We start from the raw sequence: 12,163 nt of genomic DNA, 5'->3' as shown, positions 1-12,163 counted from the left end.
CGTTCAGCGAAGCGGTGACCGGCTTCAGCAACGCCGACCTGACCATCGACAATGGCACCCTGAGCGCGGTGAGCAGCAGCGACGGCGGCGTCACCTGGACGGCGACCTTTACACCCACCGCCAATATCACCGACGCTAGCAACCTGATCACCCTGGACAACAGCGGCGTGCAAAACGCCTCCGGCAACGCCGGCAGCGGCAGCACCGATTCCAACACCTACGCCATCGACACCCAGCGCCCGACCGCCACCATCGTGGTCGCCGACAATGCCCTGAACGTCGGCGAAACCTCGCTGGTGACCATCACCTTCAGCGAAGCGGTGAGTGGTTTCAGCAATGCCGACCTGACCATCGACAATGGCACCCTGAGCGCGGTGAGCAGCAGCGACGGTGGTATCACCTGGACGGCCATCCTGACACCGTTGATGGGTATCGCCGACACCAGCAACCTCCTTCAGCTCGATAACAGCGGTGTTCAGGATGCGGCGGGCAACGCCGGCAGCGGCACCACGGACTCGAACAACTACACGATCGACAGCCAACGCCCGACCGCGACCATTGTCATGGCCGACACTGACCTGCGTCCCGGCGAAACGACCCTGGTGACCATCACCTTCAGCGAAGCGGTCAGTGGTCTGGACAGTTCCGATCTGAGCGTCGCCAACGGCAGCTTGAGCGGGTTGAGCAGCAGCGACGGCGGCGTCACCTGGACGGCGACTTTCACGCCGACCGCCAGTATTACCGACACCACCAACCTCATCACTCTGGACAACACCGGTGTCACCGACGCGGCAGGCAACGCCGGGAGCGGGGTGACCAACTCGGCGAATTACCTGGTGCAAACCAGTGTGCCGACCGCCAGCATCGTGATCGCCGACACGGCGCTCAAGGCTGGCGAAACGACCCTTGTGACCATCACCTTCAGCGAGGCGGTGAGCGGTTTCAGCAACGCCGACCTGGCCATCGTCAACGGTACATTGAGCAACGTCAGCAGCAGCGACGGCGGCATCACCTGGACAGCGGTCTTTACGCCAACCTCGAACGTTACCGACGCCAGCAACCTGATTACGCTCGACAATAGCGGCGTGGCCAATGGGTCGGGCAACATCGGGTCGGGCACCACCGATTCGAACGGTTTTGCCATCGACACCGCACGGCCCACCGCGACCATCGTGATTGCCGACACGCAACTGGGCATCGGCGAAACCAGCACCGTGACCATCACCTTCAGCGAAGCGGTGAGCGATTTCAATCTGTCGGATATCAGTGTTGCCAATGGCGTGCTGTCGAACCTGAGCAGCAGCGATGGCGGCGTGACATGGACCGCGACCCTGACGCCGACTGCCAATGTCAGCGATACAACCAACCTGATCGTGCTCGACACCGGTCGCGTGCAGGACGCCGCCGGCAACCTCGGCGCAAGTATCGCCATCTCCAACAACTACGCGCTCGATGCGACCCGGCCGACGGTGAACATCGTGGTTGCCAACCCGAACCTGGGCATCGGTCAGACCACTACGGTGACCTTCACCTTCAGCGAGGCCGTCAGCAACTTCGATCTGTCCGACCTGAGCGTGACCAACGGCGACCTGAGCAACCTCGTCAGCAGCGATGGCGGCAAGACCTGGACGGCGACGTTCACGCCGACGGCCAATGTCACCGATCCAAGCAACTTCATCGCCCTGGACACCGGCAACGTCACCGATCTGGTGGGCAACACGGGCAACACCGTGGCGGTGTCGAACAATTACACCCTCGACAGCGAACTGCCGACCGCCACCGTCGTGGTCGCCAATCCGAACCTGGGCGTGGGCCAGACCTCGCAGGTGACCATCACCTTCAGCGAAGCGGTCAGCGGTTTTGATTTATCCGACATCAGTATTGCCAACGGCACCTTGTCCGACCTGCGCAGCAGCGATGGCGGCAAGACCTGGACCGCGATGCTGACGCCGACCGCCAACGTCAATATCGCCAGCAATGCGATCAGCATCAACCGCGCCGGTATCAGCGACATGGCCGGCAACAGTGGCAGCGGCGTGAGCCAGTCCGACAACTTTGTCATCAACACGGTGCCGACCTCATCGGTTGTCGTCGTAACGGTAGACCCCGAGTTCCAAAGCAGCACCCCGGTGACGCTGCCCGATGTGCCTAACGTGCCGCTGCAACCGACCATTTTCACGCCTCCGACGGGCAACCTCACTTCACCATTGACCTTCCAGCCGTTGTTCGAACAACGGGTGATCGGCAATGGTATCCGGCCGTTGGGCGATATTTTCATGAACCACGGCGCATTGACCCCGAGTTTCATTGCACAGGTTTTCACCAGCAATGACAGCGGAGGCGATGGCTCGGGGCATGGTTTCCTCGGTTTCGGTGGCGGTGATGGCGGTGTGTTCAGCACCAGCACGCTATCGAGCCTGTTCAATCAGGACAGCAGTAGCGAACGCGATTCGTTGAACGCCTTCGGCAGTCAGTCGATCAAGTCCGGCGATGTTTCCCAGGGCCTGCGCGGGGTGTTTGGCGCACCGACCCTGGGCCAGCAATTGCAACAGCTCAAAGACAACGAGCAGCAGCAGGTCGTCAACCTGGCCGCCGCTTTGAAACTGGCCGGCATCAGCGAAATGCAGGCCTGAAGAGAACTTTCACTTTTGATGCGGCACCCAGGGGCGATGCAAGGATGAATAGAAGTCATAAGTTGTTTGGAGCCAGTCTGCTGGCACTGGCAATCAGCGGATGCGCGGTCACCAGTGAACCGATCGAACGCAGTGTCAGTGAGCAGCGGGCCAAAAGTGACCTGCAAAACATGTACAAGGGGCAGGAGCCTCTTGGCGGCCCGTTGACCCTGCACCAGGCCATGGCCCGCGCGGTGAAGTACAACCTCGAAGGCCGGTTGAAAATCATGGAGGAGGCCCTGGCCAAGCGTCAGCTCGACCTCGCCAGTTTCGACATGCTGCCGCGCATGGCGCTGGACGCCGGATACGTAGGCCGAAACAACGTCAACGCCTCCAGCAGCCAGAGTGTGCGCACCGGCACACAGTCCCTGGAGCCTTCGACTTCCCAGGACCGCGACCGTGATGTAGCGGACCTGACCATGGTCTGGAACGTGCTCGATTTTGGTGTCAGTTACATCAGCGCCAAGCAGCAAGGCGACCAGCGCCTGATCGTTCAGGAGCGTCGGCGCAAGGTGATCAACACCATCGTCCAGGACGTGCGCTCGGCGTATTGGCGGGCGATGGCCGCCGAACGCCTGCTCACGCAGATCGACAGTCTGATGGCGCGGGTTGAAACCGCGCGCAACGACAGCCAGAGCATGAGCCAGCAACGCATTGGCGATCCGGTGCAGGCCCTCGGTTATCAGCGTTCGCTGATCGAAGCGACACGCCAACTGGAAGAGCAGCGCCGTGCGTTGTCTCTGGCGAAGACCGAACTGGCGACCCTGATCAACCTGCCGATGGGTACCGAGCTGACCCTGGCGACCGATAACGGTTATGAGATTCCCGAACTCAAGGTCGATCTGGCCAGCCTCGAACAGGAAGCCCTGACCAGCCGCCCGGAACTGCGCGAACAGGATTATCAGACCCGCATCAGCGCTGCCGAGACCCGCAAAGCCATGTTGCGCCTGCTGCCGGGCCTGGAGTTCTCCGCTGGCGGACATTACGACAGCAACTCGTTCCTGGTAGAGCAAGGCTGGGCCGATTACGGCGTCAAAGTCACCTGGAACCTGTTCAACGTGATCTCGGCTCCTGCGGCGATCGACGTGGCCAAGGCCGGTGAAGAAGTCGCCACCGCGCGCCGTCAGGCGATGTCGATTGCGGTGTTGGCGCAGCTGTATGTGGCCAATGCCAATTACCGCGAGGCGTTGCGCCAGTTCAAGACCAATCAGCAATTGTCGGACATCGACGGGCAAATCGTCGGTCAGTTGCGCAATCGTCACCAGGCGGACGGCATCGGCGAGCTGGATCTGATCCAGGGCGAACTCAACACCTTGCAGGCCGATCTGCGTCGTGACCTGTCCTACGCCGACCTGCGCAATGCCTATGGGCAAATTTTCGCCAGCGCCGGCCTCGATCCGCTGCCGGATCAGTTGCAGTCGACGCAAGTCCAGTCCATCGCCACGGCCCTGGCCAACCGCGAAGCGGCTTGGGCGGCTGGTGATATTACGGTCCCGGCGGCCCATGCCCCGGCACGTTGATGTGAGGATACAAACGGTGGAGGCCTGCCTTGATCGTCTGTTGACCTGACTCGGTGAGTCCGCGGTGCTGCCCAGGCCTTGAACCGGTCGGCGCTCAGGGTTTTGATGACAAGTCCGCCATGCCCTTGAGCAACTCGATCGGCAGCGGAAAGACGATGGTCGAGCTCTTGTCGCCGGCAATCGAACTCAGGGTCTGCATGTAGCGCAACTGCATGGCCCCCGGTTGGCGGCCAAGCATTTCGGCGGCCTGCATGAGTTTTTCCGAGGCTTGCAATTCGCCTTCGGCGTGGATCACCTTGGCTCGCCGCTCCCGTTCGGCTTCGGCCTGCTTGGCGATGGCGCGGATCATCGATTCGTTGAGGTCCACGTGCTTGATCTCGACGTTGGCGACCTTGATGCCCCAGGCGTCTGTCTGGGCGTCGAGTACTTGCTGGATGTCCAGATTCAAGCGTTCGCGCTCGGCCAGCAGTTCGTCCAGTTCGTGTTTACCCAGCACCGCCCGCAGCGTGGTTTGTGCCAATTGGCTGGTGGCGGCCAGGAAGTCCTCGACCTGGATGATTGCCTTCTGCGGATCGAGTACACGGAAATACAGCACCGCGTTGACCTTGACCGACACGTTGTCGCGGGTGATCACGTCTTGCGGCGGTACATCCAGCACCACGGTGCGCAAATCGACCCTGACCATTTGCTGGACCACCGGAATCAGCAGGATCAGGCCAGGGCCCTTGACCTGCCAGAAGCGCCCGAGCTGGAATACCACCCCGCGTTCGTATTCGCGCAGGATGCGGAACGTCGACCCCGCCAGTGCGATGATCAACAATAGCAGCGCGACAAGACCCAATTGCAAACCCATGACTATTCTCCGCCCGGCGCCGCGTCAGCCGCGGCCACTTGCAGCAGCAAACCCTTGCGTCCCACTACCCGCACCGGTTGCCCGGGTTGCAGCGGCGTCGCGCTGAGCACTTGCCATCGTTCTCCTTGCAGATGCACCCAGCCGCCACAGGCGTTGCCGGCCTGCAATGACGTCACCGCCGTCACGCTGCCGACCAGCCCGGCATCACCGCTGACGGTGTGGCGCGGTCGGGTCTTCAGGGCGTGAAACACCAGGTAGGCCAGCAACAGCGCGCTGATCAGTCCCAGGCCGATCATCAGCGGCACGGGCACTTCGGTATTGGACAGGATCACCGCACCGATCACGAACATCACGATGCCGCCCAGGCCGATCACACCGTAATTGGGCAGGGCAGCCTCGGCGATCAGAAACGCGATGCCGAAGGTGATCAGCCAGATCCCGATGGGGTTGGGCACCAGCACCACAACCGTGTCGGCGGCGCAGGCCGATCCGCTCAACGCCAACAGCAATGCAACTGCACAACAACGCGTGTTCACTTGACCCTCCGGGAGAGTCGTGGAGTGGCTCTGCATACAGTTTAGTTGAGCCTTGGCCTGTATGAATTTTGCTCAATTTCCGTCGATATCCGATGGGCGGATTTCCCGCCGGATCGCGCCAGCGGGCCTAGACTTTTACTACGCAAGCAAAGCTTTAACCATCGTCTGCCAGCAATCACGGCGGACACCGAGGTGCATCATGCGTATGGCAAGAACCGTGCAGCGAAGCCTGGAAAAGGCTCAATGCGAATATGACATCGTCAGCCACCCACACTCGGCCAGCAGCCTTGAAACGGCGCGGGTCGCAGGTATTCCTGCCGAACGGGTGGCCAAATCGGTGATCCTCGACGATCACCATGGGCATTACCTGATGGCCGTGCTGCCCGCCAGCCGTCACCTGGACCTGAGCAAAGTCCGCAGCAGCGGTGAGTGGCAGGTTTCCCGCGAAAGCAACCTGGCGCACCTGTTCGATGATTGCGAGCGCGGTGCCGTACCGGCGCTGGGTGAGTCCTATGGGTTGGAGGTGGTGATCGATCCGCTGCTGACCCGGCAGAAAGACATCTATCTGGAGGCCGGCAACCACGTCAACCTGGTGCGCATGGACATGCTCGAGTTTCTGAAAATGGTGCCGCATGCGGAGGTGCGGGAGTTGAGTCATTGAGTTTTATTTCGTCAATGCTGACGTCTTCGCGGGCAAGCCCGCTCCCACAGGTTAGTCGCAGTCCCTGTGGGAGCGGGCTTGCCCGCGAATGACCGCGCAGCGGTCCCTCGATAAATTCACCGGAGTTCAACATGGAAAGCCCGACCCACAACCTGCCATCCCTGTTCAAACAACTCGGCCTGCCGGACGACGCCGAAAGCATCGATAAATTCATTGCTACCCATTCACCACTAAAGCCGGAGCTGCACCTTGCGGATGCATTTTTCTGGAGCCCGAGCCAGGCGGAGCTTCTGCGAGACGAGATACTCGATGACGCGGATTGGGCGGAAGTCGTGGATCAGCTGGATGTGATGTTGAGGAAGGGGCGGGGGGTGTGAACCGTCATCGTCCGGCAGCGAACTCCGCCTCAATATCATCATTTGTAAGCCCGTCTCCGGCGCGCATTGAAGCGCGTGCGGTGTCGACCTTGTGCTGCAGGAATGTTTCGTACTCGCGAGCCTCCCGTTGGGTTTGAACAAACTGACGCATCATTTCCCGGACAATTTGCGAGGCGGGGCGATGAGCGGCTTCTGCTTCGGCCATGAACTGTTCGCGCAATTCAGATTCAAGTTTCATCGTAAAAACGGCTTGTTTCGACATGGGAGCTTTCTCGGAATACGTATTGAAAAAGTATCTACATCTTCCATGCATTGGCTGATCAGTTGTCGCCGTCATCGCGACGGATGGCAGCCAATATGTTTCAAAACTTGACGGAAAATCCGCTCCAATGCAATATTGATAGTTAGCAAACTAACAGTGTGTATTTTCCCTCGTGCCGAACAACCTCGACGTTCTCCAGATGAACATCAGCAGTGCCATGGTGGTGGCCGCCAGGCATTGGCGCAAAATCTGCCAGACCACGCTGGTCAACTATGGAATCTCCGAAGCCTGCGCCGTTCCGCTGTTGATGATCGGGCGCCTGGGCGAGGGCGTGCGCCAGGTGACGGTGGCGCAAGCCGCTGGGATGGAGAGTCCATCGCTGGTGCGCCTGCTTGATCAACTGTGCCATTCCGGTTACGTCTGCCGGACCGAAGATGCGCAGGACCGCCGCGCCAAATGCCTGAGCCTGACCGAAACCGGCCGGGAGTTGGTGCAGGCGGTCGAAGTGGAGTTGGTGCGCTTGCGCCACGAAGTCCTGGAAGGCATTGACCAGAGTGATCTGGAAGCTACGCTGCGGGTACTGAGAGCTTTTGAAGCGGCCACGCCGCCATCGGTGGCCAACTCTTGAACGGTTTTTTTGCAGGCATGCCCCCGGCGCGAGACTGGTTCTACGGGGTCCGTACCTTCGCCGCCTCGATGATCGCGCTGTACATCGCCTTGCTTATGCAAATGCCGCGTCCGTACTGGGCGATGGCCACGGTGTACATCGTTTCCAGCCCGTTTCTCGGCCCTACCAGCTCCAAGGCGTTGTACCGGGCAGTCGGCACCTTTATCGGCGCTGCGGCGGCGGTTCTGTTCGTGCCGATGTTCGTGCAGAGCCCCTACGTACTGGTGGTGGTGATTGCACTGTGGACCGGCACGCTGCTGTTTCTGTCCCTGCACTTGCGCACTGCGAACAACTACGCCTTGATGCTCGCCGGCTACACCTTGCCGTTGATCGCCCTGCCGGTGGTGAACAACCCGCTGGGGGTGTGGGACGTGGCCGAAGCGCGGACCGAAGAAATCTTTCTCGGCATCGCCGTGGCGGCGGTGGTCGGTGCCATGTTCTGGCCGCGGCGACTGGCGCCGGTGTTCAATGATTCGGTGAGCAAATGGTTTACCGATGCATCGACCTACAGCCTGCGTTTCCTCAGTCGCAACGTGCAGCCTGAAGAAGTCAGTGCGTTGCGCGCATCGATGGTCGCCACCTTCAACTCCCTGGAGTTGATGATCGGTCAGTTGCCCCACGAAGGTTCGCGTCCGCAGACGGTGCGCAATACCAAGGAGTTGCGTGGGCGGATGATTCACCTGCTGCCAGTGATCGATGCCCTCGACGACGCGCTTTATGCCCTGGAACGACGTACGCCCGAGCTTGTGGATAAGTTCGCACCCTTGCTGGCCGCCAGCACCGAGTGGCTCGAACACAAGGATGCCGATCTCGTCCGCTGGCAAGCCCTGAAGGATCAGCTCGAGGCCCTGCAACCAACTCCTGAAGCGCTGGATGACCGCAAGCAACTGCTGTTCTCCAATGCCATCTACCGTCTCGGTGAGTGGATCGATTTGTGGCAGGACTGCCGCAGCCTGCAATACGCCATCCAGTGCGATAGCCAGGACAGCTGGCGCGCGGTGTATCGGCACTGGCGGCTGGGGCGGCTGTCCCCGTTTCTGGATCGCGGCCTGATGTTGTATTCCGCGGCTTCCACCGTCACCGCGATTATCGTGGCCTCGGTGTTGTGGATTCTGCTCGGTTGGACCGATGGCGGCAGCGCCGTGATCCTGGCGGCGGTGGCGTGTAGCTTCTTCGCCTCGATGGACGACCCGGCGCCGCAGATTTACCGGTTCTTTTTCTGGACGGCGATGTCGGTGGTGTTCGCCAGCCTTTATCTGTTTCTGGTGCTGCCCAACCTGCATGACTTTCCGATGCTGGTGCTGGCGTTTGCCGTGCCGTTCATTTGCGTCGGCACCCTGACGGTCAAACCGCAGTTTTACCTGGGCATGCTGCTGACCCTGGTCAACACCTCGTCCTTCATCAGCATTCAGGGCGCTTACGACGCGGACTTCCTCAGTTTCGCCAACTCCAACCTGGCCGGTCCGATGGGGCTGCTGTTCGCGTTCATCTGGACCCTGATCGCCCGGCCGTTCGGGGCCGAGCTGGCAGCCAAGCGCCTGACCCGTTTCAGCTGGCGTGACATTGTCGGCCTCTCCGAGCCGGCCACATTGTCCGAACATCGGCTGTTGGGCATAAAGATGCTCGATCGGCTGATGCAGCACCTGCCGCGCCTGGCCATGACCGGCCAGGACTCCGGCGTGGCACTGCGGGAAGTGCGGGTGGCGCTGAATCTGTTGGACCTGCTGGCTCATACGCCGCGGGTCCTCGGTGTGCCGCAGGTGCTGCTGCGCCAGGTGGTGGCCGAAGTTGGCGAGTACTTCACGGCCTGTCTCAAGGCCGGTGAGCGCTTGCCGGCACCGAGCCCGCTGCTGATGACACTCGACCGCACTCGTCGCGCCCTCAGCGGTGCCGGCGATGATGAAACCCGTCGGCATCTGCTGCACGCCCTGAGCGGCCTGCGCCTGGCACTCTTGCCCGGCGTCGAGTTCGTCGGTGCCGCCGAGCCCGAAGAACCGCTTCCCCATGGCATTGATGGAGCGCCTTTATGATCGGTGACCTGGATCTGAGCGGGGTGTTCCTGCCCACGTTGCTGGTGCTGATGGGCATTACGTATGTGTTGTACCTGTTGGTGCACGGGGTGCTGACGCGCCTGCACTTTTACCGTCTGGTCTGGCACCGGGCATTGTTCAACGTGGCCCTCTACGCCTTGTTGCTTGGCGCCGTGGACTCACTCAGTCGATACCTGATGACATGAAAAAACCGTTTCTAACCCTGGGTCGCGTGGTGTTGACCCTGCTGATCGTGAGCTTTGCCGTTGTCGTGGTCTGGCGCATGGTGATGTATTACATGTTCGCGCCCTGGACCCGCGATGGGCACATCCGTGCCGACATCGTGCAAATCGCGCCGGACGTGTCCGGGCTGATCCAGCAAGTGGAAGTGCGCGACAACCAGTTGGTCAAGCGCGGCCAGGTGCTGTTCAGCATCGATCCTGACCGCTTCAGGCTGGCCCTGCGCCAGGCGAAAGCGGCAGTCGCCGACCGCGAAGAAACCCTGGCCCAGGCCCAGCGCGAAGCCAAGCGGAATAAGGGCCTGGGCAACCTGGTGCCGGGTGAGCAACTGGAAGAAAGCCAGTCGAAAGTGGCCCGCGCCCAAGTGGCCTTGATGGAAGCCCAGGTAGCGGTGGACAGCGCGCAGCTCAACCTCGACCGCTCGGTGATCCGCAGCCCGGTGGACGGCTACGTCAACGACCGCGCGCCACGGGCCCAGGAGTTCGTCAGCGCGGGGCGTCCGGTGTTGTCGGTGGTCGACAGCAACTCGTTTCATATCGATGGCTATTTCGAAGAAACCAAACTGAACGGCATTCATATCGGCCAGAGCGTCGACATCCGGGTGATCGGCGACAATGCGCGTCTGCGCGGGCATGTGGAAAGCATCGTCGCCGGTATCGAAGACCGCGACCGCACCAGCGGCAACAACCTGCTGCCCAACGTCAACCCGGCCTTCAGCTGGGTGCGGCTGGCCCAGCGGATTCCGGTGCGGATTGCTTTCGATGACGTGCCGGAAGATTTCCGCATGATCGCCGGGCGTACCGCCACGGTATCGATCATCGACGATCAGAAACGGGAGCCGGCGCAATGAGCAAGGCCTCGGGTTTGGCGGTCGCCGGGTTAGGCTTGCTGCTGTCGGCGTGTCAAATGGTCGGGCCGGATTATCACTTGCCTGAAGAGGCGGCTGTCCATCGTCCAGACTTGCAGGGCGATCTGGCGGTCGACGGTAAAACGGTGGTCTCCGCGCCGGTGCCGGCCGATTGGTGGCGCCTGTACAGGGATCCGCGACTTGACCAGTTGGTGCAGCAGGCCATGGCCACCAACACTGATTTGCGCGTGGCGGCGGCCAGCCTGTCGCGGTCTCGCGCTCAGGTCGACGAGGCGGAAGCGGCGGGCGGCTGGAGCGGCGGCGTGCAGATGGGCGCCCAGCGCTTGCAGGAGTCCGGCCAAGCCTTCCTGATACCGGAAAAAGTACCGGTGGCCAACATTGGCGATATCGGCATCAGCGCATCGTACCAGTTCGACCTGTTCGGTACGTTGCAGCGCGGCATCGAAGCGGCCAAGGCCAATGCCGATGCGACGCAGGCAGCCGCCGATACTGCACGCATCACCGTGGTGGCCGACGTGGTTCGGGCCTACACCCAGGTGTGCGCGGCCAATGAAGAGCGGGAAATCGCCCAGCATTCCCTCGACCTGCAAGCCCAGAGCACTACGCTGATCCAGCGTCTGCGCGATGCCGGGCGTGGCGACGAAACCCAGGTAACCCGCTCGCAGACCCAATTCAAATCCCTGCGCGCCGACATGCCGCGCTATGAGGCCGCACGTCAGGCCGGGCTGTATCGCTTGTCGATGTTGCTGGCCAAGCCGGTGGACCAACTGCCGGCCGGCACCGCCAACTGCGACGAGCTGCCAAAAATCGCGCAATTGATCCCGGTGGGCGATGGCGCCGCGTTGCTCAAGCGTCGTCCCGATGTACGGCAGGCCGAGCGTCGGCTGGCGGCCGCGACGGCCGGCATTGGCGTCGCCACGGGTGAGCTGTACCCGAACATCAGCATCGGCGCGACCATCGGTACAGTCGGTATCCTGGATGATCTGGGCGATCCGTCTACCAACCGCTGGGGCTTCGGTCCGTCGCTGACCTGGAAGGTGCCGACCAACGGCGCCCGGGCGCGCATCCGCGAAGCCGAAGCGGTGACCCAGGCGACCCTGGCGCATTTCGATGGGGTGGTGCTCAACGCCATTCGCGAGACCCAGACCGGCCTGGCCCAGTACACGGCATTGCTGCAGCGGCGCGACGCACTGGCCGATGCCGAGCAATCGGCAAAACTGGCGGCCGACCAGACCCACCGCTTCTTCCAGGCCGGCCGCGCCTCGTTCCTGGCCGACCTGCAAGCCACCCGCACCTACATCGACGTCACGGCGCAACTGGCCGCCGCGAACACCCAGGTTGCCGCCAGTCAGATCGATTTGTTCCTCGCCTTGGGCGGCGGATGGGAAAGCGGACGAACGCAAGCGTCGAACTCCGGCAAACCCTGAGGCCGTTGCTATGCTTTGAAGTGTTGGAGGGGCGCCCCGTGCAAAGCGCC

Annotated in this window: 12 protein-coding genes; 9 read left to right on the top strand and 3 right to left on the bottom strand. The window is 61.8% G+C overall.

The genetic code is table 11. The features are described 5' to 3' along the window. Window positions 1-2,633, top strand: a 2,633-nt coding sequence (locus tag PMI34_RS14390) for an Ig-like domain-containing protein (RefSeq protein ID WP_008049944.1), incomplete at its 5' end; no start/stop codon positions are given. 44 nt (window positions 2,634-2,677) lie between these two features. Further along, entirely contained in the window at window positions 2,678-4,192 is a 1,515-nt protein-coding gene (locus PMI34_RS14395; RefSeq protein ID WP_008049943.1) for a TolC family protein, read from the top strand. A gap of 94 nt (window positions 4,193-4,286) precedes the next feature. Here the strand turns inward: PMI34_RS14395 and PMI34_RS14400 are convergent, their stop codons facing one another. Both PMI34_RS14400 and PMI34_RS14405 read right to left on the bottom strand, forming a co-directional pair. Beyond that, complete coding sequence (locus tag PMI34_RS14400; RefSeq protein ID WP_008049942.1) at window positions 4,287-5,045, bottom strand: slipin family protein; 759 nt, start codon at window positions 5,043-5,045, stop codon at window positions 4,287-4,289. Between the two features lie 2 nt (window positions 5,046-5,047). Continuing rightward, entirely contained in the window at window positions 5,048-5,581 is a 534-nt protein-coding gene (locus tag PMI34_RS14405; RefSeq protein ID WP_008049941.1) for an NfeD family protein, read from the bottom strand. A 199-nt stretch (window positions 5,582-5,780) separates the two neighbouring features. Between PMI34_RS14405 and PMI34_RS14410 the strand changes: the two genes are divergently transcribed. After that, on the top strand, window positions 5,781-6,242 hold the full coding sequence (locus PMI34_RS14410) for an aminoacyl-tRNA deacylase (protein ID WP_008049939.1): 462 nt from the start codon (window positions 5,781-5,783) through the stop codon (window positions 6,240-6,242). 131 nt (window positions 6,243-6,373) lie between these two features. Next, entirely contained in the window at window positions 6,374-6,619 is a 246-nt protein-coding gene (locus PMI34_RS14415) for a DUF2789 domain-containing protein (RefSeq protein WP_007975644.1), read from the top strand. A 4-nt stretch (window positions 6,620-6,623) separates the two neighbouring features. On the opposite strand, the gene PMI34_RS14420 is transcribed toward PMI34_RS14415, so the two are convergent. After that, window positions 6,624-6,881 carry a hypothetical protein gene (locus PMI34_RS14420; RefSeq protein ID WP_008049938.1) on the bottom strand — a complete coding sequence of 86 codons (258 nt, stop codon included), beginning with the start codon at window positions 6,879-6,881 and terminating at the stop codon, window positions 6,624-6,626. 199 nt (window positions 6,882-7,080) lie between these two features. Between PMI34_RS14420 and PMI34_RS14425 the strand changes: the two genes are divergently transcribed. From PMI34_RS14425 to PMI34_RS14445, 5 genes are read left to right on the top strand one after another with little or no spacing between them, the layout of a single operon-like run. Continuing rightward, complete coding sequence (locus PMI34_RS14425; RefSeq protein WP_032829651.1) at window positions 7,081-7,509, top strand: MarR family winged helix-turn-helix transcriptional regulator; 429 nt, start codon at window positions 7,081-7,083, stop codon at window positions 7,507-7,509. Further along, window positions 7,506-9,578, top strand: a complete 2,073-nt coding sequence (locus tag PMI34_RS14430) for an FUSC family protein (protein ID WP_032829644.1) — start codon at window positions 7,506-7,508, stop codon at window positions 9,576-9,578. The genes PMI34_RS14425 and PMI34_RS14430 overlap by 4 nt, the downstream gene beginning before the upstream one ends. Further along, the gene (locus PMI34_RS14435) at window positions 9,575-9,784 is read left to right on the top strand and encodes a DUF1656 domain-containing protein (protein WP_007987399.1); all 210 of its coding nucleotides are present in this window, start codon (window positions 9,575-9,577) and stop codon (window positions 9,782-9,784) included. Before PMI34_RS14430 ends, PMI34_RS14435 begins: the two co-directional genes overlap by 4 nt. Then, entirely contained in the window at window positions 9,781-10,668 is an 888-nt protein-coding gene (locus PMI34_RS14440) for an efflux RND transporter periplasmic adaptor subunit (RefSeq protein WP_008049930.1), read from the top strand. The genes PMI34_RS14435 and PMI34_RS14440 overlap by 4 nt, the downstream gene beginning before the upstream one ends. Continuing rightward, complete coding sequence (locus tag PMI34_RS14445) at window positions 10,665-12,113, top strand: efflux transporter outer membrane subunit (RefSeq protein ID WP_008049929.1); 1,449 nt, start codon at window positions 10,665-10,667, stop codon at window positions 12,111-12,113. The genes PMI34_RS14440 and PMI34_RS14445 overlap by 4 nt, the downstream gene beginning before the upstream one ends. Window positions 12,114-12,163 lie beyond the last annotated feature (50 nt).

The sequence above is a fragment of the Pseudomonas sp. GM74 genome, from assembly GCF_000282455.1.
GTDB lineage: Bacteria > Pseudomonadota > Gammaproteobacteria > Pseudomonadales > Pseudomonadaceae > Aquipseudomonas.
This window is presented reverse-complemented; position numbering and strand designations above follow the sequence as displayed.